The organism is Microbacterium enclense (genome assembly GCA_038182865.1).
GTDB lineage: Bacteria > Actinomycetota > Actinomycetes > Actinomycetales > Microbacteriaceae > Microbacterium > Microbacterium enclense_B.
The window spans coordinates 4,148,545-4,170,360 of record CP116226.1; the positions used below are offsets into that span (position 1 = coordinate 4,148,545).

At 70.6% G+C, this 21,816-nt stretch carries 22 protein-coding genes; 8 read left to right on the forward strand and 14 right to left on the reverse strand.

The window, feature by feature from the left end:
• Window positions 1-53 precede the first annotated feature (53 nt).
• Complete coding sequence (locus PIR02_19755; protein WZH36957.1) at window positions 54-1,730, reverse strand: ribonuclease J; 1,677 nt, start codon at window positions 1,728-1,730, stop codon at window positions 54-56.
• Window positions 1,731-1,837: 107 nt separating this feature from the next.
• A complete protein-coding gene (dapA, locus tag PIR02_19760; GenBank protein ID WZH36958.1) occupies window positions 1,838-2,815 on the reverse strand; it encodes a 4-hydroxy-tetrahydrodipicolinate synthase in 978 nt (325 codons plus the stop codon).
• Between the two features lie 107 nt (window positions 2,816-2,922).
• Between dapA and PIR02_19765 the strand changes: the two genes are divergently transcribed.
• Window positions 2,923-3,459 carry an NUDIX hydrolase gene (locus PIR02_19765; GenBank protein ID WZH36959.1) on the forward strand — a complete coding sequence of 179 codons (537 nt, stop codon included), beginning with the start codon at window positions 2,923-2,925 and terminating at the stop codon, window positions 3,457-3,459.
• 8 nt (window positions 3,460-3,467) lie between these two features.
• On the opposite strand, the gene PIR02_19770 is transcribed toward PIR02_19765, so the two are convergent.
• Genes PIR02_19770 through PIR02_19780 form a run of 3 tightly spaced genes read right to left on the reverse strand, consistent with a single transcriptional unit; the run spans window position 3,468 to window position 5,525 of the window.
• The gene (locus PIR02_19770; protein WZH36960.1) at window positions 3,468-4,220 is read right to left on the reverse strand and encodes an SDR family NAD(P)-dependent oxidoreductase; all 753 of its coding nucleotides are present in this window, start codon (window positions 4,218-4,220) and stop codon (window positions 3,468-3,470) included.
• Window position 4,221: 1 nt separating this feature from the next.
• On the reverse strand, window positions 4,222-4,719 hold the full coding sequence (locus PIR02_19775) for a dihydrofolate reductase (GenBank protein ID WZH36961.1): 498 nt from the start codon (window positions 4,717-4,719) through the stop codon (window positions 4,222-4,224).
• Window positions 4,716-5,525: a thymidylate synthase gene (locus PIR02_19780; GenBank protein WZH36962.1), complete on the reverse strand. Its 810-nt coding sequence runs from the start codon at window positions 5,523-5,525 to the stop codon at window positions 4,716-4,718. The genes PIR02_19775 and PIR02_19780 overlap by 4 nt, the downstream gene beginning before the upstream one ends.
• A gap of 154 nt (window positions 5,526-5,679) precedes the next feature.
• Here PIR02_19780 and PIR02_19785 point away from each other — a divergent pair, with 154 nt between their 5' ends.
• The 4 genes from PIR02_19785 (at window position 5,680) to PIR02_19800 (ending at window position 8,158) form a co-directional block, all read left to right on the forward strand.
• Window positions 5,680-6,117, forward strand: coding sequence for a thioredoxin family protein (locus PIR02_19785; GenBank protein ID WZH36963.1), 438 nt, complete (start codon window positions 5,680-5,682; stop codon window positions 6,115-6,117).
• Complete coding sequence (locus PIR02_19790) at window positions 6,110-6,685, forward strand: DUF4395 domain-containing protein (protein WZH36964.1); 576 nt, start codon at window positions 6,110-6,112, stop codon at window positions 6,683-6,685. The genes PIR02_19785 and PIR02_19790 overlap by 8 nt, the downstream gene beginning before the upstream one ends.
• 134 nt (window positions 6,686-6,819) lie before the next feature.
• Window positions 6,820-7,245, forward strand: a complete 426-nt coding sequence (locus tag PIR02_19795) for an OsmC family peroxiredoxin (protein WZH36965.1) — start codon at window positions 6,820-6,822, stop codon at window positions 7,243-7,245.
• Complete coding sequence (locus tag PIR02_19800) at window positions 7,238-8,158, forward strand: TIGR01777 family oxidoreductase (protein WZH36966.1); 921 nt, start codon at window positions 7,238-7,240, stop codon at window positions 8,156-8,158. Before PIR02_19795 ends, PIR02_19800 begins: the two co-directional genes overlap by 8 nt.
• Before the next feature lie 116 nt (window positions 8,159-8,274).
• On the opposite strand, the gene PIR02_19805 is transcribed toward PIR02_19800, so the two are convergent.
• The 6 genes from PIR02_19805 to PIR02_19830 all read right to left on the reverse strand — a co-directional run bounded on the left by PIR02_19805 (window position 8,275) and on the right by PIR02_19830 (window position 14,558).
• Complete coding sequence (locus PIR02_19805) at window positions 8,275-8,727, reverse strand: hypothetical protein (GenBank protein ID WZH36967.1); 453 nt, start codon at window positions 8,725-8,727, stop codon at window positions 8,275-8,277.
• On the reverse strand, window positions 8,724-9,536 hold the full coding sequence (dapB, locus tag PIR02_19810) for a 4-hydroxy-tetrahydrodipicolinate reductase (GenBank protein ID WZH36968.1): 813 nt from the start codon (window positions 9,534-9,536) through the stop codon (window positions 8,724-8,726). Before dapB ends, PIR02_19805 begins: the two co-directional genes overlap by 4 nt.
• A 98-nt stretch (window positions 9,537-9,634) precedes the next feature.
• The gene (locus PIR02_19815; protein WZH36969.1) at window positions 9,635-10,123 is read right to left on the reverse strand and encodes a GNAT family N-acetyltransferase; all 489 of its coding nucleotides are present in this window, start codon (window positions 10,121-10,123) and stop codon (window positions 9,635-9,637) included.
• Window positions 10,124-10,332: 209 nt separating this feature from the next.
• Window positions 10,333-10,935 (reverse strand): histidine phosphatase family protein, encoded by a 603-nt coding sequence (locus tag PIR02_19820; protein ID WZH36970.1) that lies wholly within the window; start codon window positions 10,933-10,935, stop codon window positions 10,333-10,335.
• A 100-nt stretch (window positions 10,936-11,035) separates the two neighbouring features.
• Window positions 11,036-12,061 (reverse strand): aldo/keto reductase, encoded by a 1,026-nt coding sequence (locus PIR02_19825; GenBank protein ID WZH36971.1) that lies wholly within the window; start codon window positions 12,059-12,061, stop codon window positions 11,036-11,038.
• Between the two features lie 199 nt (window positions 12,062-12,260).
• Window positions 12,261-14,558: a polyribonucleotide nucleotidyltransferase gene (locus tag PIR02_19830; GenBank protein ID WZH36972.1), complete on the reverse strand. Its 2,298-nt coding sequence runs from the start codon at window positions 14,556-14,558 to the stop codon at window positions 12,261-12,263.
• Between the two features lie 303 nt (window positions 14,559-14,861).
• Here PIR02_19830 and PIR02_19835 point away from each other — a divergent pair, with 303 nt between their 5' ends.
• Window positions 14,862-16,220 carry a hypothetical protein gene (locus PIR02_19835; GenBank protein ID WZH36973.1) on the forward strand — a complete coding sequence of 453 codons (1,359 nt, stop codon included), beginning with the start codon at window positions 14,862-14,864 and terminating at the stop codon, window positions 16,218-16,220.
• Window positions 16,221-16,288: 68 nt separating this feature from the next.
• On the opposite strand, the gene PIR02_19840 is transcribed toward PIR02_19835, so the two are convergent.
• Window positions 16,289-18,253: a glycosyltransferase gene (locus tag PIR02_19840; GenBank protein ID WZH36974.1), complete on the reverse strand. Its 1,965-nt coding sequence runs from the start codon at window positions 18,251-18,253 to the stop codon at window positions 16,289-16,291.
• Between the two features lie 133 nt (window positions 18,254-18,386).
• Between PIR02_19840 and PIR02_19845 the strand changes: the two genes are divergently transcribed.
• Window positions 18,387-18,998, forward strand: a complete 612-nt coding sequence (locus PIR02_19845) for a VTT domain-containing protein (protein WZH36975.1) — start codon at window positions 18,387-18,389, stop codon at window positions 18,996-18,998.
• Window positions 18,999-19,140: 142 nt separating this feature from the next.
• Here PIR02_19845 and PIR02_19850 read toward each other — a convergent pair whose 3' ends face one another.
• Window positions 19,141-19,902, reverse strand: a complete 762-nt coding sequence (locus PIR02_19850) for a fructosamine kinase family protein (GenBank protein ID WZH36976.1) — start codon at window positions 19,900-19,902, stop codon at window positions 19,141-19,143.
• Window positions 19,903-19,948: 46 nt separating this feature from the next.
• Between PIR02_19850 and PIR02_19855 the strand changes: the two genes are divergently transcribed.
• Window positions 19,949-20,731 (forward strand): DNA/RNA non-specific endonuclease, encoded by a 783-nt coding sequence (locus PIR02_19855; protein ID WZH36977.1) that lies wholly within the window; start codon window positions 19,949-19,951, stop codon window positions 20,729-20,731.
• A 245-nt stretch (window positions 20,732-20,976) separates the two neighbouring features.
• On the opposite strand, the gene PIR02_19860 is transcribed toward PIR02_19855, so the two are convergent.
• The gene (locus tag PIR02_19860) at window positions 20,977-21,579 is read right to left on the reverse strand and encodes a class I SAM-dependent methyltransferase (protein WZH36978.1); all 603 of its coding nucleotides are present in this window, start codon (window positions 21,577-21,579) and stop codon (window positions 20,977-20,979) included.
• Window positions 21,580-21,816: the final 237 nt, after the last annotated feature.

The window sequence follows — 21,816 nt, forward strand, 5'->3', positions numbered from 1 at the left end:
CGCGGGGGAACGACGAAGCGCCGCGGGCGGACCCGCGGCTCTTCAGATGCGGATCACGCCTCGATGATCAGCGGCACGATCATCGGACGACGACGCAGCGACTGGTTCACCCACCGCCCGATGGTTCGACGCACCACCTGGGAAAGGGCATGGTTGTCGCGCACACCGGACTGCGCGGCTTCGGCGAGCGCGGCCGCGATCTTGGGCTTCACGCTCTCGAACACCGAGTCGTTCTCGGCAACACCGCGAGCATGGATATCGGGGCCGGAGACGATCTTTCCCGTCGCCGAGTCGACGACGACGATGACCGAGATGAAGCCCTCTTCGCCGAGGATGCGGCGGTCCTTGAGGTCGGCGTCCGTGATGGCGCCCACCGACGAGCCGTCGACGTAGACGAAGCCGATGTCCTTCTGACCGACGACCCGGGCCACGCCGTCCCGCAAGTCGACGACCGTGCCGTTCTCCCCCAGGATCGTGTTCTGCTCGGGGATCCCGGTCTCCTGGGCCAGCTTGGCGTTCGCCATCAGATGGCGGTACTCGCCGTGCACGGGCAGGACGTTCTTCGGCTTCAGGATGTTGTAGCAGTAGAGCAGCTCGCCCGCGGCCGCATGGCCGGAGACGTGCACCTTCGCGTTGCCTTTGTGCACGACGGTCGCGCCCAACTTCGTCAGCCCGTCGATGACGCGGTAGATCGCGTTCTCGTTTCCGGGGATCTGGCTCGATGCCAGGATGATCGTGTCACCCTCGCCCGGCTCGATCGCGTGGTCGAGGTTCGCCATGCGGCTGAGCACCGCCATCGGCTCGCCCTGTGACCCCGTCGACATGTAGACGATCTTGTCGTCGGGGAGGTCGCGCGCCTTCTTGTAGTCGATCAAGACGCCGTCGGGAACGTTGAGGTAGCCGAGGTCGGCGGCGATACCCATGTTGCGCACCATGCTGCGACCGAGCAGGGCCACGCGACGCCCGTTGGCGTGCGCGGCGTCGAGCACCTGCTGCACGCGGTGCACGTGGCTCGAGAAGCTGGCGACGACGACGCGACGCGGCGCCTTGGCGATGACCTGGTCGAGAACCGGACCGATACCTCGCTCGGTGGGCGTGAAGCCCGGGACGTCGGCGTTCGTGGAGTCCACCAGGAAGAGGTCGACCCCCTCCTCACCCAGGCGGGCGAAGGCGCGGAGGTCGGTAATCCGACCATCCAGGGGCAGCTGATCCATCTTGAAGTCGCCGGTGGCGAGCACCATGCCCGCGGGCGTACGGATCGCGACGGCCAAGGCATCCGGAATCGAGTGGTTCACCGCGATGAACTCGAGGTCGAAGGGACCGACCTGCTCGCGCTGATCCTCTTTCACCGTCAGCGTGTACGGACGGATGCGGTGTTCTTTGAGCTTCGCCTCGATGAGTGCCAGCGTCAGGCCCGAGCCGATGAGGGGGATGTCGCCCTTGAGCTTCAGCAGATAGGGCACCGCGCCGATGTGGTCTTCGTGACCGTGGGTGAGCACGACGCCGACGATGTCGTCGAGACGGTGCTTGATCGGCTCGAAGTCGGGCAGGATCAGGTCGACACCGGGCTGGTGCTCCTCGGGGAACAGCACGCCGCAGTCGACGACGAGGAGCTTGCCCTCGTACTCGAAGACGGTCATGTTGCGGCCGACCTCGCCGAGGCCGCCGAGGGGGATGACGCGGAGAGTGCCGGGCGCGAGCTCGGGCGGATCGAAAACAGTCGTGGGCATATGTGCCTCCTCGGACGCCACCGCGTGGCATCCTTCTTCGTTTCGGATGCCGTCTGGCGGCATCCTTCTTGTCACGTCCCGAGCCGCGGACCGGCGGACGCCGATGTCTATCTCGTGGTGCCGTGCACCTTCGGCAGGGCACCGCCGGCGGCCGCGTTGCGGTCGGGGCGGAAGTTGGAGAAGTCGGCGCCGGCGACGCCCGTGACGAGGGCGAGCTCGTCTTCGATCACGGCGGCCTCCCACTCTTCCGGGCCGACCAGCGGCAGACGCACGCGCGGACTGCCGATGCGGCCGAGACCGTGCAGGATGTACTTCGCCGCGACGGTGCCGGGCACGTGCGTCATGACCGCGCGAACGAGCGGTTCGAGGCTCTTGTGCGCGGCGGTGGCCGAGGCGAGGTCGCCCGCGTTCACGGCATCCACGATCGTGCGGTACGGAGCGGCCGCGATGTTCGCCGTCACGCCGATGAGACCGGCGGCCCCGATCGACAGGTGCGGCAGCACGTTGGCGTCGTCACCGGAGAAGTACATCAGGTCGGTCTGATTGAGCACGCGGCTGACCTCGCTGAAGTCGCCCTTGGCGTCTTTGATCGCGAGGATGTTCGGATGCTTGGCGAGGCGCAGGATCGTCTCGTACTTGATGGGCACACCTGTGCGACCGGGGATGTCGTAGAGGATCACCGGCAGGTCGGTCGCGTCGGCGACGAGACGGAAGTGCGTCAGGATGCCGGCCTGCGTGGGCTTGTTGTAGTACGGCGTGACGATCATGATGCCGTCGGCGCCCGCCTTCTCACTCGCCTTGTAGAGCTCGATGGCGTGCGCGGTCTCGTTGGAACCACCGCCCGTGATGATCTTGGCGCGACCCGCTGAGACGCTCTTGCCGACCTCGACGAGGCGCAGCTTCTCGGGGTCGGTGAGGGTCGAGGTCTCCCCCGTGGTGCCGGTGACGACGATGCCGTCGGCGCCCGCGGTGATGACGTCGTCGATGTGCTTCTCGACGGCGGGCCAATCGACTTCGCCGTCGGCGGTCATCGGGGTGATGAGCGCGACGAGCACCTGACCGAAGGGATTGCCGGAGTGCGTCATAGTCACAGGGTATCGGTTCGACGGGCCGCTCTCCCGGCGGGACGGCCACCACACGCGAAGGCCGCGGGTGAACAATGCGTGACCGCGCCTCGGCCTAGGGTGGCGGGATGAGCTGGACCACTCGCGCGTCGCGCACCGTCTACGAGAATCGCTGGATCCATGTCCGCGAGGACGAGGTCACCGGCCCCCACGGCGACGGGATCTACGGGGTCGTGCGGATGCAGCACCCCGCGGTGTTCGTGATCGCGTTGGACGAGCGCGAGCGTGTGTGCTTCGTCGAGCTGGAGCGGTACACGACCGGACGCTCGCTCGAGGTGCCGGCCGGAGGCTCGGACGGCGAGGACCCGCTCGCGGCCGCGCAACGCGAACTGGTCGAGGAGACGGGGGTCACCGCGTCCGAGTGGCAGTACCTGGGGCGGATGAACGCCCTCAACGGCATCGCCGACGCTCCCGAGCACGTGTATCTCGCTCGAGGGCTGTCGACGACGGATGCCACGGCCTCTCAGCACGAGGAGGGCATCGACGCCGTACGGTGGGTGCCGTTCGCCGATGCGGTCCGGCTCGTGGCCGACGGCGAGATCACCGACGGAGAGACCATCGCGGCCCTGGCGTTCGCCGGCATCCGGCTGGGGCGGTTCCGGTAGGGCGACGCTCAGCGTCCGCGCGCGGCCGCGCGGACGACGACGCCGTCGGGGAGCAGTCGCGAGACGCCGACGAGGATCTTGTACCGCCACGACGGCACCGATACCGCGCGACCGCGAGCGGCATCGCGGAGGCCCTCGCGGACGACGGTCTCCGCGTCGAGCCAAAGCCCCGGCGCGACGCCCTCCTGTCCGGGCGGGAGACCGAGGCGCTCGTGGAAGTTCGTGTGGACGAACCCCGGGCAGACGGCCGTGACGCTCACGCCGTGCGGCCGGTAGACGACGTTCGCCCAGCGGCTGAAGGAGATGAGCCAGCCTTTGGCGGCTCCGTACGTCCCGCGAGGAACGAACCCGGCGACGGAGGCGACGTTGACGACGCGGCCGCTCCCCCGCTCCAGCATGGGGGGAAGCACCGCCCGCGTCAGGCGCAGCGCCGCCTCGACGTGCAGGCGCAGATGGCGCACCTCGTCGTCGACCGCGTTCTTCTCGAAAGCGAGGTCGAGGCCGAACCCCGCGTTGTTCACGAGCACATCGACGCCGTCGGCGAGGCGGGCTTCGACCACCGCGAGCGCCGCCTCGTCGAGGAGGTCGGCAGGGAGCACGTCGACCTGCACACCGTGTCGGGCACGCACCTCGATGGCGAGCGCCTCGAGGGCCGCCCGGTCTCGAGCGACGACCACGAGGTCGGCACCGCGCGCGGCGAGCTGTCGCGCGAACTCGGCCCCGAGGCCCGAACTGGCTCCCGTGATGAGGGCGACGGCCACGTCAGGACTCTCGTCGGTACGTCTCGAAGCGATACCCGATGCCCGAGCGTGAGACGTGCCAGCCCTCGGCGGGATCGACGGCATCCCGCCGCCACCCCTCCACGGATGGGGCGAAGGTGTCTCCGTCGACGGCCACGTCCAGACGAGTCACCTCGAGGACGTCGGCGCGGTGGATGGCGTCGGCGTACAGACGGCCGCCGCCGATCACCCAGACCTCGTCGCCACGAGCGCGCGCCAGGGCATCGTCGAGCGAGGAGGCGCGCTCGGCCCCCTCCGCCGTCCATTCCTCGGAGCGGGTCACCACGATGTTGCGACGGCCGGGCAACGGTCGGAATCGCGCGGGAAGCGACTCCCACGTACGTCGGCCCATCACGACGTCGGACGACCCGGTCACGGTGCGGAAGTGCTCCATGTCTTCCGGCACGTGCCACGGCATCCCTCCGTCGGCGCCGATGACGCCGCCATGCGCCTCGGCCCAGACGAGCCCGATCGCGGTCATACCGCGACGGCTCCGCGGATGGCGGGGTGGTGCCGATAGTCCTCGACGATGATGTCGTCGAACGTGTAATCGAGGATCGACGCGGGGGTGCGGGCGAAGCGCAACGTCGGGGAGGGGTACGGCTCGCGCGTCAGCTGCTCAGCGACCTGCTCGCGGTGATTGTCGTAGATGTGGCAGTCGCCGCCCGTCCAGACGAACTCGCCCGGCTCGAGGCCCGTCTGCTGGGCGACCATGAGGGTCAGCAGCGCGTAGGAGGCGATGTTGAACGGGACGCCGAGGAACATGTCGGCGCTGCGCTGGTAGAGCTGGCACGAGAGCTTGCCGTCGGCGACGTAGAACTGGAACAGCGCGTGGCACGGGGCGAGCGCCATGTCGGGGATGTCGGCGGGGTTCCACGCCGAGACGATGAGACGGCGCGAGTCGGGGTCACGGCGGATCTGCTCGATGACCTGGGCGATCTGATCGATCGTGCCGCCATCGGAAGTGGGCCATGACCGCCACTGCACCCCGTAGACGGGACCGAGCTCACCGTCGGCGTCGGCCCACTCGTCCCAGATCGTGACGCCGTTGTCTTTCAACCAACCGACGTTCGACTCGCCCCGCAGGAACCACAGCAGTTCGTACACGATCGACTTCAGGTGCACGCGTTTGGTGGTGATGAGGGGGAAGCCCTCCGCGAGGTCGAAGCGGATCTGCCGGCCGAAGACACTCGTGGTGCCCGTACCGGTGCGGTCGGACTTGTGCGTGCCCGTCTCGAGCACGTCGCGCAGCAGGTCCTCGTACGGAGTGGGTATGTCGGCGGTCACGGCCCTCACGATACCCGCGGTGTGCCGACCCTGGCCCGTCCGCGCACCGTGCCGTGCAGGATTTCCCGCCCGTCGGGTCTGGGGAGGAGCGGGGTGTCGTCACGGGACGACTCATCCGCCCCGGTGTCGGACGGGGCGGCTACCGTAGTGCCCCGTGGACCTTGCTCTCGCGCTCGTGATCGTCACCGCGTTGCTCGCGGTGACCGTGGTGGCGGGCGTGCTCTGGAAGCGCGGGCAGGGGCGCGTGCGCGCGGTGGACTCGGACGAGCGGGTCGACCCGCGCGTGCTCGGCGCGGGCCCTCTCGGCGCGACGGCCACCCTGGTCCAGTTCAGCACCGAGATGTGCTCGCGGTGCCCCGGCGTGCACCGCATGCTCGCTGCCGTCGCCGACGAACGACCGGGCGTGAGTCACCTCGACGTCGATCTCACGCACCGCCCGGATCTCGCCAAGACGTTCCGCGTCCTCCAGACCCCCACGACATTGCTCGTCGACCCCACGGGAACCACCCGCGGACGCTTCGGCGGACCTCCGACCCGCGCCGACGTCGAGCGCGAACTCGACCGCCTCACGAAGGAGCACGCCCATGGCTGAGGCCACCCGCATCGATGCCCGCGGCCCGCGCTTCGCGGCATCCATCACCGCCGTGCTCCTCCTGGTCGCGACGTTTCTGAGCCTCGTCGGGGTGTCGACCTGGCGGGCGGGGAGCGTCGGGTGGTTCGCCTACCAGCCCCTCTCCGGAGAGACGTTCGCCCCCGGCGGGGGCTGGATCCTTCCGCAGACGTCCCTGGCGGTGCGCGCGTCCGATCCGGGCTTCCTGCTGCTGCTCGTGATCGCCCTGCTCTTCGTGTGGGGCGTCACTTCTCCGCGCACCGCCCCGTGGAGCGCCCTGTATCGCCGAGTGGTCCAACCGCGTCTCGCCCCGCCCACCGAGTTCGAAGACCCGCGACCGCCGCGTTTCGCCCAGGGCGTGGGCCTGTTCGTCACCGGCGTCGGGCTCGTGCTGCACCTCGTCGGTGTGCCGTGGGCGCTTCCCATCGCGGCCGCGATGGCGTTCGTGGCGGCGTTCCTCAACGCCGTCTTCGGGCTGTGCCTCGGATGCCAGCTCTACCTCGTCCTGCAGCGGGCGGGCATCATCGGTCGAGGTCCGGCGTCCGCCTGATCGAACCATCTGGAGAGGCTGTCAAGACCCGAGCGGTGTCGACGTGCCTCGTTAGGCTGGCCGCGTCGCGGTCGTCCTGACCGTCGTCATCATGTCGCGGTCACCCGGACCGCGCAGACATCACGGAGGTTCCCATGGCCGTCACGAGCGAAGCCGCCACCGCCTGGAAGGGCAGCCTGTTCGAGGGATCGGGTGAGGTCACCTTCACCTCGTCCGGTATCGGCACGTTCGACGTCAACTGGAAGGCCCGCAGCGAAGGGTCCAACTCGGTCACCACGCCCGAAGAGCTCCTCGCCGGCGCCCACTCCGCGTGCTTCAGCATGGCGCTGTCGAACGCCCTCGCCGAGAACGGCACCCCGCCGGAGTCGGTGGACGCCACCGCCTCGGTCACCTTCAAGCCCGGCACCGGCATCACCGGCAGCCACCTGAACGTCAACGCCGTGGTCCCCGGCCTCGATGCCGCGACGTTCGAGAAAATCGCCAACGACGCCAAGGCCAACTGCCCGGTGTCGCAGGCGCTCGCGGGCATCGACATCACCCTCGAGGCGACGCTTGCCTGAGACTCCGGCCCGACGCGTCGTCCTCGCCGGCACGTCGGGCCTCATCGGCTCCGCTCTCGCGGAGTCCCTCCGGGCCGACGGCGTCGAGGTGACCTCGCTCGTCCGGCACGACCCGGCCGGGGCACACGAGGTGCGATGGCTTCAGGATGCCACCCCTCTCGACCCCGACGTCCTCGCCGGTGCCGATGCGGTCGTGTGCCTCAACGGCGCCTCGATCGGGCGGTTCCCCTGGACGCCGTCGTACAAGAGCACCCTGCTGTGGTCACGATTGACGCCCACACGCACGCTTGCCACCGCCATCCGGACGCTCGGCGACGAGGCCCCCGCGCTCGTCAACGCGAGCGCCACCGGCTACTACGGTTCGCAGCCCGGCGCTCTTCTCACCGAGGATTCCGCTCGGGGACGCGGCTTCCTCGTCGATGTGTGCGTCGAGTGGGAGAACGCCGCCCGCAGTGCCGGTGATCGCGCTCGCGTGGCGCTGCTGCGCACCGCGCCGATCGTTCACGAGAAGGGCGTGTTGAAGCCCCTTCTCCTGCTCACCAAGCTGGGGGTGTCCGGCCCGATCGGTCGCGGCACGCAGGTCTGGCCGTGGATCACCCTGGAGGACGAGGTCCGCGCGATCCGTCACGTCATCGATTCCGATCTCGAGGGCCCGGTCAACCTCACGGGGCCGACACGAGCCACCGCCAACGACCTCGGTTTCGCACTCGCGCGACGGATGAACAGGCCGTACGCGCTGAGGGCCCCCGTGTGGGGCATGAAGCTCGCGCTGGGGTCTGACGCAACCGACGCGCTCCTCGTCGCAGATGCCGATGTGCGGCCGCGCGCGCTCGAGGAAAGCGGCTTCGCGTTCACGCACCGCACGGTCGAGGAGGCTGTCGCCTCCGCCGTTCCGGCGCACGACAACGACTGACGGTCGGCCGGCGGACGCAGCCGGCTCGCGGACCCAGGCACGCGGGTCAGGTGCGTGGGCTCAGCCGCATGGACTCAGGCACGCGGGTCAGCCGCGCGGACGCAGCCGGCGCGGGGTCAGCCGGCGCGTCGCTCCACGCCCTCGAGCCGGATGGCCGTCCGCACGGCCTCGCGAGCGCGACGCCTGTCGCCGGCGGCGTCATACGCGAGGGCGAGACGGTAGCGCGCACGCCAGTCATCGGGATGTGCTTCGACGTCGGCGCGGTACGGGGGAAACAGGGCGTCTCCGTCCTCGCGCTCGATGCGGCCACTGGGTCGCACGGGCAGATCTTCGTCGGGGAGCCCGCCTTCGGCGTCGAGCCGCTCCCCCAGACGCTGGGCGCGCACGCCGAACCAGAGTTCACGACCGATCGCCCACAGGGCCAAGAGCGGCAGCACGAGGAGCGCGATGCCCATGACGACGCCGACCGTCTCACCGCTGGCCAGCAAGACGACCGCCCTCTGCCCGGCGAGGAAGACGTAGAGAAGCAGCAACACCGTCATCAGGGCGACGGCGAGGCGGACCCTCATGCGCTGGTTGCGCCGGCCACCTGGCCCGACACATCACCGTCGGCGATCGGTGCTTCCGCCCGGACGGGTCGCGTACGGACACCGATATCGATGAAACTATCGAGGCCGATGACCACACCCGTCGCTTCCCTGGCTGCGGCCAGGGCGATCCGGATGCCCGGGGCGTACGCCGTGGCAGGATCCACGGTGTCGTGCACGATCGTCAACGACTCGCCCGCACCCGAGAGAACCGTCTCCTGCCGGGCGACGACGCCAGGACGGCGCAGCGAGTGGATGGGGACGGATGCCACGCGCTGGCCGCGCGCGCGCTGATCCACGTGCGGAGAATCGACGGGGCCGACCTCGACGCGCGCCGCGGCGATGAGCTCGGCCGTGCGCACGGCCGTGCCGCTCGGTGAATCGACCTTCGTCTCGCGGTGGGCCTCGATGATCTCGATCGAGCGGAAGAAGGGTGCCGCCGCGGCCGCGAGTGCACTGCCGATGACGGATCCGAGTGAGAAGTTGGGGATGAACACGGCGCCGGTGCCGCTGGCATCCACGAGCGGGCGAACGAGGGCGATGCGCTCGTTCGACCAGCCGGAGGTTCCGACGAGCACGTTGATGCCACGGTCGATGGCGGCGCGCACGATGTCGATGGACACGGCGGGTGTCGACGCGTCGACGACCAGATCGGCACCGTCGAGTTCGCTCATCGCGGACTTCGAGGTGAGCACAGCCGACACCTCGAAGCCCTCTTCGGCCTCGACGACCTCACGGATCACTCCCCCGAGCTTGCCGGTCCCGCCCACGATGGCCACACGCGTCGTCATGCCTCCAGCCTAGGCGGCAGGGACGCGGTCGTCGCGCTCGGAGCCGACCCCGCTTCCGGCTGTCGTGTCCCGGCCCCGTCGGGGAGCAACACCGACCGTCAGCGCAGGGTCTTCACGCGCCAGGTGACGTTCTGTCGAGGATCCCCCGACTCCGACTCCTCGATCCGGTCGACGACGAAACCCTCGCGCTCGTAGAAACGCCCCGCTCCGTCGTTGACCGTGAAGTGCTCGATCCCGACACGGTCGGCGCCGGGTAAACGCGCATACACCGCGTCGAGCAAGCGGAGTCCCACCCCCTGGCCGCGCAGCGCGGGGTCCACATACAGCTTCCAGATCATCGGCGGGGTCATTCCGGGATCGAACTGCGCCACTCCCACGACCTCGTCGCCGTGAAGTGCGATGATCACCCGACCGTCTCGCACCGCCGGGCGCATCTCGGCGTCGCTCCACCAGCGCTCGACCTGCGCCGTCGCGGCCGCAACGCCGAGAAGGGGGGTGTAGTGCGCCACCACATGACGCTCACCGAAAGAGCAGACGTCCGCGGTGTCCGCGTCGCCCGCCACCCGGATACGGAGGGATGCCGACATGCCGGTGACTCTACCGAAGGACCGGTCCTGTGCTCACGCGGCATCATGACAGGGTGAGCGAGACAGACGCCACCCGGCGCTTCTCCGACACCGTCGCCGATTCCTCTGCCGCAGTTGTGCCGGACACACGCGCGGAGGCGCCGCTCGACCTCGGTGTGATCGCCCAGTTCGCCGCCGCTGAGCATCCCGGCTCGTCGCGGGGGCGACGGTCAGACGGGGAGCGGGTCGACCAGCCCTGTGCGCAGTTCGACCGGCAGATGCGCCAGGTCGTTGTGCGACAACAGGGTCCAGGGACGCCCCTTCTTCTGGGCGATGACGGTCAGGCCGCAGTACGCCTGGTTGATCGTCATCCAGCGCCACTCCGGAGCCTGCAGAACCTCGCGGACGAACCACGAGATGACGAAGTTGTGCGTGATGAGCAGCTCGTGCACCTCACCGGCCTTGCGGGCGAGGAACTCGGCCGTGGCATCCGCCATCTGGGCGCGACCCGCGTCGACCTCCGCCTCGGTGACCGAGCCGAAGAACGGCTCGTACGCGGCGGGCGTCTCCGGCGTCATACCGGTCGGCACGCAGTCGAACAGCAACGCCGACGGTTCGGGAGAGACCGAGGGCAGACGTTCGGCGACGGCACGGGCGGTCTGCGCCGCGCGCTCGAGCGGCGAATGCCAGACCGCATCGAGAGGGAGTCCCGACAGGCGGTCGGCGAGCAGTGCCGCCTGGCGCTGACCGCGAGGAGACAGAGGTCCGTCGGCGAGGCCATGCTCGGCATCCTGATGCTCGCCATGGCGCACCAGGTAGATGTAGTGCGTCACGTCAGCTCACCTCATCGTCAGTCCTACGGCCCCCCGCCGCACATCTCCCACCCTACGTCACGACCCCACAAGGGGGTCGGTCACTGCCCGGAGGGGACGGTCACTCGGCGGCGCGGGCGATGTCGGACAGCTGGGCGCGGCTGAGGCGCACGCCCACGGCGCGCATGCACTCGACGACGTGACGGGGCGCGAACGCGTTGACGATGGGCGCGACGACGATCTTCTGCGCGAGGAGCCAGGCGACCGCGACGGCGGCATCGGGGATGCCCAGCTCGGTGCCGACCGTGTCCAGGGCGCGCAAGACCCTCGAGCCCCGCCGGTTCAGGTGGGCGGCGAGTTGCGAGCCGCGCACCGACCTCGACTGCTGATCGCGCGTCCGCGTCTCTCCGGCGAGGAAGCCATGGGCGAGCGGGTGCGAGGGCGTGACGGCGATGCCCTGGGCCGCCGCGATGAGACGAAGGTCCCCGTCGAACTCGTCGCGACGCAGCACGTTGTACGGGACGTCGAGGACGGTGATGCGCGGGTATCCGGCCGACGACAGGATTCTCGCCTCGACGAGCTGAGCGGCGGTGTATCCGTGAGCGCCGACGGCACGCACCTTGCCGGACTCGACGAGCCATTCGCTGGTGGCGAGGGTGTCTTCGAGCAGGGCGGTGTCGCCGCGAGCGGCGTCGAGCGACAAGACGTCGATCCGGTCCGTCCCCAGACGCTGGAGCGATGCCTCGACGGCACGCACGAGGTTCACGGAATCGAGTCCGGGGTTGTCGGGGTGACGCCCGACGCGGACGGTGAGTACCATCTCGTCGCGAGCACGCCGCGTGCGCATCCACTCGCCGATGATGAACTCGCTGCGGCCGGCGGCGTAGCTGTCGGCGGTGTGGAGGGCGTTGCCACCGAGCTCGGCGTACGCGTCGAGGATCTCGTGGCTGGTTTTCGCGTCGACGTTCCAGCCGAACTCTCCCCCGCCGAGGAAGAGCGGGAACACCGTGAAACCGGTCTCTCCGAGGGGAACGCGCACGTGCGAGCCGAGGCCCGGCCCCTGGAGTGTCACCGGGGCGGAGGGGTGCGGCGGACGGTCGCGGCGACGGCGCGACGAGGCGACGTTCTCGACGCCCGAGCCGCTCATGGGATCTCCCTCGAAGCGTCGGGGGATCGCCCGGCAACACCCGACGTCCACGCCCCCCGACGCGTACTTCGAGGGTAAAGCCTCACCAGGAGCACTCCGCGGATTCACCCGCCCTCGCGATAAACATTGCGTAACGCTTCGATCACACGACGGATGCCCGCCCCGCACGAAGCGGGACGGGCATCCGGTGGGGCGAGGATCAGCCCTCGGCGGGAGCCTCCGGGCCCTCGCTCGCGGCGGCCGAGCTCTGCGTGTCGGCGGGCTCCGGCGTGGTCGCTTCCTCGTCGAGCACGGGCTCGAGCGACAGCTTGCCGCGGTCGTCGATCTTCGTGATGCGCACGAGGATCTTGCGACCGACCGAGAGCACGTCCTCGACGTTCTCGACGCGCTTGCCGCCGGCGAGCTTGCGGACCTCGCTGACGTGCAGCAGGCCGTCCTTGCCGGGGAGGAGCGAGACGAACGCGCCGAAGGTCGCGATCTTGACGACGGTTCCGAGGAACTGCTCGCCGACCTCGGGGTTGGTGGGGTTGGCGATCGCGTTCACCTGGGCGCGGGCGGCCTCGGCCGAAGGGCCGTCGGTCGCGCCGATGTACACGGTGCCGTCGTCCTCGATCGAGATCTGGGCGCCGGTCTCGTCCTGGATGGAGTTGATCGTCTTGCCCTTGGGGCCGATGAGCTCACCGATCTTGTCGACCGGGATCTGCACGCTGATGACGCGGGGCGCGGTCGGCGCCATCTCGTCGGGCGCGTCGATCGCGGCGTTCAGGACGTTGAGGATCGTCAGACGAGCCTCCTTCGCCTGGGTGAGGGCTGCGGCCAGCACCGACGACGGGATGCCGTCGAGCTTCGTGTCGAGCTGGATCGCGGTGATGAACTCCGAGGTGCCTGCGACCTTGAAGTCCATGTCGCCGAGGGCGTCCTCGGCGCCGAGGATGTCGGTCAGCGCGGCGTAGCGCGTCTGGCCGTCGACCTCGTCGGTGACCAGGCCCATGGCGATACCGGCGACGGGGGCGCGAAGGGGCACACCCGCGTTCAGCAGCGACAGGGTCGAGGCGCAGACCGAGCCCATCGAGGTGGACCCGTTGGACCCGAGGGCCTCGGACACCTGACGGATCGCGTAGGGGAACTCCTCGCGGCTGGGGAGCACCGGAACGAGGGCACGCTCGGCCAGGAAGCCGTGGCCGATCTCGCGACGCTTCGGGCTGCCCACGCGGCCGGTCTCACCGGTCGAGTACGGCGGGAAGTTGTAGTGGTGCAGGTAACGCTTGCTCGTGATGGGCGAGAGCGAATCGATCTGCTGCTCCATCTTGAGCATGTTCAGCGTGGTGACGCCCAGGATCTGGGTCTCGCCGCGCTGGAAGATCGCCGAGCCGTGGACGCGCGGGATGACCTGCACCTCGGCGTCGAGCGGACGGATGTCGGCGAGGCCGCGACCGTCCATACGGACACCCTCAGCGAGGATGCGACCGCGGACGATCGTCTTGGTGACCGACTTGTAGGCGGCGGCGAATTCGAGCGTCGCGACGGCGGGCAGTTCGCCCGACTCGACAGCGGCGACGAGCTGCTCCTTGACCGAGGACTTCACCTCGTCGTCGGCGTTCTGACGCTCCTGCTTGTCGGCGATCTGGTAGACGGGCACCAGACGGTCGTAGGCACGGCCGGCGACGAAGTCGTAGGTCTCCTGGCTGTACGCCGGGAAGACCGGGTACGACTGGATCTCCTTCGACGCGGTACGAGCGACCTCGTTCTGCGCGTCGACGAGCTGACGCAGGAAGGGCTTGGCGGCCTCGAGGCCCTCGGCGACGACCTGCTCGTTGGGCTTGGTCGCGCCGCCCTTGATCATGTTCCAGCTGCCCTCGGTGGCCTCGGCCTCCACCATCATGATGGCGACGTCACCGTCGTCGAGCACGCGGCCCGCGACGATGAGATCGAAGACGGCCTCTTCGAGCTGCGTGACGGTCGGGAACGCGACCCACTGGTCGGCGTGCTCGCCGTGGCCGGGGATGAGCGCGAGGCGCACACCGGCGATGGGGCCGGAGAACGGCAGACCCGAGATCTGGGTCGACATCGAGGCCGCGTTGATGGCGAGGGCGTCATAGAACTCGCCGGGCGCGATCGAGAGGACGGTGACGACGATCTGGACCTCGTTGCGCAGGCCGTCGACGAACGACGGGCGCAGCGGGCGGTCGATGAGGCGGCACACGAGGATGGCCTCGGTCGAGGGGCGACCCTCGCGACGGAAGAACGAGCCGGGGATCTTGCCGGCGGCGTACGAGCGCTCTTCGACGTCGACGGTCAGCGGGAAGAAGTCGAATCCTTCACGCGGGTGCTTGCCGGCGCTGGTGGCCGACAGAAGCATGGTCTCTTCGTCGAGGTAGGCGGCGACAGCGCCCTGGGCCTGCTGAGCGAGGCGACCGGTCTCGAAGCGAATGGTGCGGGTGCCGAACCGGCCGTTGTCGAGAACGGCTTCGGCGGCGGTGATTTCTGGACCTTCCAAGAGGTCCCTCCTTCTTTGTTTAGGCTCGCCGCCCCGTGTGGGCGACGAGCTGACATGCGAAGGAGCAGGAACAGGCAGAAAGGGCGCGCCGACGTGTCGGCCCGGAATTCCCGGCGACTGGCCACCAGTAGACGACCACCCGGCGAAGCGACGGGGAGTCCACCACAGGGGACCAGCGTCTGCCGGCCTGCTCCGTGTGCTCATATGGAATTGAGCGGATGCCAAGACGGCACCCCGACAGAGCCTAGCAGCGCGGTGCCCGCGAGGGTGGTTCCGACACGGCGCGGCGAATACAGTGGCCTCATGGGCCTCATTCGTCGCACCAGTCACACGCTTCTCGCGTGCGCATTGATCGGTGCGGCGTTCGCCCCTTCCCCCGCCTCGGCGGCATCGGTCGCATCGTCCGCTCCCGTGCGCATCGTCGCCGCCGCGGCGGACGACGACGATCCCGCCGTGGTCGAGGTGAAGAAGGCGCTCGACACCGCGGAGGCATCGGCGGCTGCGGCATCCCGGCGCGCTCTCGACGCGTCGGCGGAGGCCGAGCGCACGCGCGTGCACGCGGAGGCGACGGCCGCTCGAGCGGCCGCATTGACGGCCCAGAGCTCCGCGGCGGACACGACCATGACCCTCACCCAGGCACGCGCCGGGGCGAGCGCCGCCCGCCTGTATCGCACCACGACGAACGGTCCGCTCGTCGCGCAGCTGCTGTCGAGCGCCGACCCCGACTCACTGCTGGAGAGACTGGGAATCCTCGACCGTGTCGCCGCCACGACCACGCGGGCCGCGGGCGACGCGCGCAGTGCTGCCGATGTCGCGACCTCGCTGCGCGTGCAGGCAGAAGCGGCTCGCGCCGAAGCCGACCGCCTCTCGACCGAGGCCGCGGCGACCGCGGCGAACGCACGAACCCAGGCCGACGCGGAAGCGGACGCCGTCCGCTCGACGCAGGCCGAGCTCGACACACTGTTCGCGCGACTGGCGGCCCTGCGCGAGACCACCGCTCAGCAGGAACGTGAGAAGCACTTGCGGGAGCAAGCCGAACGCGAGGCACAGCAACCGGGCGGGAACGGCGGAACCGGTGGCGACGACGGCGGTGCCGGCAACAACGGCGGCGCCGGCGACAACGGCGGAGCCGGCAACGGCGGCGGCGGCGACAACGGCGGGGCCGGTAACAACGGCGGCGGCAACAACGGCGGCAGCAATAACGGCGGCGGCAATAACGGCGGCGGCAACAACGGCGGCGGCAACAACGGCGGCGGCGGAAACGGCGGCGGCGGAAACGGCGGCGGCGGCGGGAACGGCGGCGGAGGCGGCGGCGGCACGACTCCTCCCCCCACAGCGCCCGCGGGTCCGATCATGAGCCCGGGCGAAGCGCGCGACTACGCACGCGGCGCGATCGGCGGCTACGGATGGGGCGGCGATCAGTTCTCCTGCCTCGTGTCGCTGTGGAACCGCGAATCGGGATGGCGCGCCGACGCTCTCAATCCCTGGAGCGGTGCGTACGGCATCCCGCAGGCGCTCCCTGGCGAGAAGATGGCATCCGCCGGTCCCGACTGGCGCACGAACGCGGCGACCCAGATCGCCTGGGGGCTGTCGTACATCAGCGCGCGCTACGGCACGCCCTGCGGCGCCTGGGCGCACTCCGAGCAGACCGGTTGGTACTGAGTCGACCCGTCGACAGGCTCAGCGACCTCCTGCCCAGGCGCTGAGCCGGTCGGAGCCTCCGGACCGGGCTAAGACGTGTGCAGACGCTCCCGGTCGCCCCGGGTCGGCAGCTCGATATACCCGGAATGCTTGGCCGAGAGCCCGTCGCCCGCCGTGCGTCCGCGCACTCGGCGCCAGAGCCACGGCAGGGCGTCGCGGGTGACCCATCCGCCGCGCGGCGTCTCGTCGTCGGCGTGCAGTGCCTCGTCGAGGCCGAGCAGGGCCCGGGCGTCGGGCACGCCGAGTGCCTCCGCGGCCCGATAGGCCACGAGGCGGTGCCCGGCTGAACGCAGGTGCACCAGATCGTCGGCCCACAGCGGGAGCTCGCCGAGTTCGGCCACGGCCTCGAGGTCGAGCAGGATCGCCCCCTGCTCGGACGCGATCCGGCGCAGTTCGACGTTGTACGCCGAGAAGCGCCTCGCGAACAGGCGCGCCGCGGCCCGGTGAGGCAGGAACGTGGTGACCAGGAGCACGTCGGCGCCGGTCCGCCGCACCGCGCGCACCGCGGACTCGACCTCGGCGACGATCGCGGGGATCACAGGATGCGGACCGACGAGGTCGTTCGCCCCGATGAGGATCGACACCAGATCGGGCGCGAGGTCGAGGGCCGCGGGCACCTGCTCGTCGATGAGGTGGCGCACACGCCGACTGCGCACCGCGAGGTTCGCGTACCGGAACGGCCCCTCGTCGGTCGTGCCGGCGAGCAGTTCGGCGAGACGATCGGCCCAGCCGCGGTACTCCCCCGACGGCATCCGCGACTGATCGCACAGTCCCTCGGTGAGCGAGTCCCCGAGGGCGACGAAGCGTGTCCATTGCCCGCGGGTCCGGGATGCCACACGCGCGGCCGGACGGCGCGCCCCGCGGACGAGCAGGTTGTCGTCGATGGTGCGAAGCTCGCGCGCTTCGCGATAGTGCCCCACGAGGTCGGCGGTGAGCGCGCCCCAGGTTCGGCCGGCGACCGCCTCGCGCGCCGCCCGCGAGAAGGCCTGCCGCTTCGCCTCGTCGCCCACCAGGTCCGACACGCGGGCGCGGAGATCGTCCAGGTCGCCGGGCCGGTACAGCCACCCGTCCACGCTGGAGCGGACGAGATCGAGCGGGCCGCCGACCCCCGTCGCCACGACCGGCACGCCGCTCGCGAGCGCTTCTTGGATCGTCTGTCCGAAGGTCTCGCTCTCGCCCGGGTGCACGAACACGTCGAAGCCCGCCATCACCCGCGCGAGCGCGTCTCCCGAGAGATGTCCGGTGAAGACGGCATCCGGGATCGCCTCACGCAGAGCGGCCCGTGAGGGGCCGTCGCCGACGATCACCAGGCGGGTGTTCGGCACACCGGCGATCGCGCGCAGGTCGTCGACCTGCTTCTCCGGCGCGAGCCGACCGACGTACCCGACGATGCGTTCGCCGGAGGGTGCGATCTCGGCACGCCACGCGTCATCGCGGTGAGCGGGCGCGAAGCGCACGGCATCCACTCCCCGCCCCCACCGCCGAAGGCGATCGACGCCGAGGCTCTCGAGCTGGCGCATCGAGGCGGAGGAAGGCGCGAGGGTGAGGGTGGCACGACGATGCAGGCGCGTGACGTGCCCCTCGACGAGGGCTGTGGCATGCGGCAGGCCGTACTTCTGCGCGTAGGCGACGACGTCCGTCTGGTAGACGGCGACCGTCGGGATCCGCAGGGCGTCGGCGGCCGCGAGTCCCTGCCACCCGAGGACGAACGGGGATGCCAGGTGCACCACGTCGGGGTCGAAGTCGCGCAGCAGTGCACCCAGGCGGGCCGCGCGGGCGAAGACGACCCGGACCTCGGGGTAGGACGGCAACGGAACGGAGCGCAGGAGCTCCGTGCGGGCTCCGTGCAGGTCGGCCGTGACGTCGCCGGACTTGGGGGCGATCACCAATGTCTCGTGCCCCGCCTCGGCGAGATGGCGCAGCACGTGGAGAACGGAACCGGTGACCCCGTTCATGTGCGGGAGGAAGGATTCGGCCAGCAGCGCGACTCTCACGAGACCAGGGTGGGGCGCAGCGAGGCGTGACGGGGGCACTTTCGGGTCGACGTTCGCGATGTTCACCGGATGCTCCGCTGGGCGTCACCGCCGCGTGGGCGGGGCGTCTCGATCGGAGGCGGAGAGTGACCGAATGGACGGGATCGACGCCTGGCTGCAGGTGATCGCGGCGAGCCCGTGGGCCCTCCTCGGGATGGCGGCCCTGGTGTTCGCGGATGCCTTCCTCGTCGTCATCCCGGGTGAAGCGGCCGTGACCGCGTTCGGGGCACTGGCGGTGTCGCACGGCACGTTCCCGTTGGCGTCCGTCATTCTCGTCGCGGCGGTCGCCGCCTTCGCGGGTGATGCGTGCTGCTACCTCGTGGGCCGGACCGTCGGCGTGGAGCGGTGGGCGTGGATGCGCGGGCCGCGCGTGCGCGGCGCCCTCGACTGGGCCGGGGCGCGCCTCGAACGCAACGCCGCGGTGGTGCTGTTCACGGCACGGTTCGTGCCGTTCGCGCGCCTCGCGGTGAATCTCGCGGCGGGGGCGGCGCGGGTGAACCCGGTGCGATATCTCGGGGTGGCCGCTCTCGCTGCCCTCGCGTGGGCGGCCTACCAAGCCGTGATCGGCGCGGTCGTCGCGGCAGTGGTGCCGGGTGGGCCGGTGGTGGCTGTGGTCGTGTCGATCGCCGTGGCGGTGGGAATCGGCGTCGGGATCGACCTCGTGCTGGCCCGGCGTGCGAAGCGACGGGCGGCGGCGCGAAGCTGAATCGCGGACACGGCGCGGCCGACCGGCGGGGCGCGTTCCCCGCGAGCGCAACTCGCAGAACGCTGCGCGTCTCGGAGCTCTCAGGGCGATCCCACCGGGAATCGGGCCGTTCTCCGAGGTCCCGGATGCCGAGACCCGGCGCTCACACCAGCGCGAGCGTCTGCTCCGCGGCATCGACCAGCGCGCGGCCGTACGAGGGGCCGTGTCCCGCGGCATGGACGGCCAGCGGGTGCAACTGGTGCAGGGGAACGCGGTCGCGCCATCCCGCGCGGAGCGGCCGGGCCTGGTCATATGTCGAGAGGATCTGTTCGAGGAACGGGCAGCCGAACAGCGCGAGCATCGCCAGATCGGTCTCCCTGTGCCCGCCGTGAGCCGCGGGATCGATCAGCACGACACCCTCGGACGACCACAGCACGTTGCCGGCCCAGAGGTCGCCGTGCAGGCGGGCGGGCGGCTCGTCGTCGTCGAAAGCGCCTTCCGCGACGAGGGCGCACGCGCGGCCCACCACCTCGGCTCCGGATGCCGAAAGGTTCCCCGCCGTGACCGCGATCGGCACGAACGGCTCCACACGCTGTGCGGCGTAGAACGCGCCCCACGTCGCGCGCGGGATCGCGGGCTGCGAGCGCCGGCCGATGAAGATGTCTCCCGTCCAGCCCGGAGGGGCGGCGCCGAAGGCCGCCGCCCCGGCAGAGTGCGTGGCAGCGAGCGCGGCGCCGAACGCCTCGGCGGCCTCGACCGCCGGTCGCACCTCGTCGACGCGCTCGATCGCGATCCGCCCTTCTGACATGTCGATCACTCGGGCGACGCGAACCCCGCCGGCCTCCGCGAGCCAGCGCAGCCCCGCCGCTTCCGCGGCGAAGAAGCCGGCGGGGGCGTCGGCGCGGGTCTTCACGTGCTGTTCCATCGGCCCAGTCTGTCGCGATGTCGGAGGTCCGGGGCAGCATGGGGGAATGAGCGACGGCTACGACCCGGACTTCCTCGGCATCCCCCTCCCCCTTCCCTCCCCCGCTGCGCCGACGACGCGACTCGACTACCCGCGGTTCTCGGTGCTGCTCGATGAGGAGCGGAGGTTCGCGGCGGTCACGGCCGTCGTCATCGACGGGGCGACGCTGCGCGATCTGCCCCGGACCGGCGAATGGCGGCTCGACCCGCGCGTGCCCGCCGCGTCTCAGGCCGGTCCCGAGGTCTACAACCGCAACGATCTCGACCGCGGGCATCTCGTGCGCCGCCGCGATCCGGGGTGGGGGTCGGCGAAAGAGGCCCAGGATGCCACCGAAGCGACGTTCTTCTACACGAATGCCGCGCCGCAGGCGGCGGGGTTCAACCAGTCGAAGGAGCTGTGGCTGGGGCTGGAGGATCACGTGCTCGCCTACGCCGAGTCGACCGACCAGCGCCTGGCCGTCTTCACTGCGCCCGTCCTCGGCGACGACGATCCGCCGTACCGCGGCATCCGCGTGCCCCTGCGGTTCTGGAAGATCGTGGCGTGGCACAGCGGCGATGTCCTGTCGGCGGCGGGCTTCCTCCTCGATCAGACCGACCTCGTCGACACCCGGCAGCGGCTCACGGTGCCGCCGCTCGGAGCGTTCCGCACCTTTCAGGCGCCGATCGCCGACATAGCGGCCGAGGCCGGCATCGACGTGGGGCCGCTCGCGAGCGCCGACGTGTTCGTGCGGCGCGGGCTGCGCCCGGTCTCCGCCCGCGAGCTCCGGGAGGTCGACGACATCGTGCTGTGAGCGACTCCGTTGCGGAGCGATGCGCGCGGGGGGGGGGGGGGGGGGGGGGGGCAGATGAACTCGCCGCGTGTGAGCGCCCTTCGCCGCCGAGCGGGGCCACGTCGGCGGCTCTCAGCGCACCCGCCCCGCGCGCAGCGAGCGACGCGCGCCGGCCGGGCCTTCGCCCAGCCGTACGGCGTGCGGCAGCGACGGAGGCCTGTGGAGCGTCAGCACCACCCGGGCACGAACGCCGGTGCCGGCGGGCCTCAGCGCACCCGCACCGCGTGCAGCAGCGTGTCGATCGCTGTCGCCGCGTGTCCGCCGCGCAGCTCGGCATCCAAGTTCGTCCGTGTGATCCGTTCGCATCGCTCGACGCGGAACCGGTCGTCGAGAGCGACGCGCAGCAGCTCCGGCGTGTAGAGGACCGCGGGGTCTGACGGACCGTGACCGCCCGCGGCGATGTTGGCGACGTCGTGACCGATCACCACGAGCGTTCCGCCGGGCGCGACCCACTCTGCGATCCGCGCGACGGCGGCGGCGCTGTCACGCAGGTGCAGATAGCAGGACACGACGAGGTCGATGGATTCCCCGGGAGCCCAGGCGTGCACATCTGCGTGCACCCAGGTCACGGCGTCCGCACCGGGACGGGCCGCGGCGAGCGCGAGCCCCTCCGAGGAGAAGTCGATTCCCGTGGTGGCCCAGCCGCGTGCAGCGAGCCAGGTCGCTGTGCGCCCGTCGCCGGTCGCGACGTCGATCGCCGTGCCCGGCGTGAGCTCGGCGACGATCTCCCGCACCACCGCGGGCGGCTCGGCAGCCCAGACTCCTCCGGCGGAGGCCCGGTAGCGCTCGTCCCACTGTGTGGCATCCATGGGATTCCCTCTCGTCGTTGTCACCCTAGGACCGCGCGCGACGCCGCAGAACCGGAGATGGGCATCGGATTCGGAGATTTCCGCCGACTCGGTCCGGATCCGGTGCATCTCTCCGGATCCGGTGCACAGCCCGGAATCCGATGCATGCCCGCACCGTCCCGCACGCCCGCTCGACCCCGGCGCCGGCCCGGGCGCTCTCCGGCACACGACGACGCCCGGCCACCCTCACGGGCGACG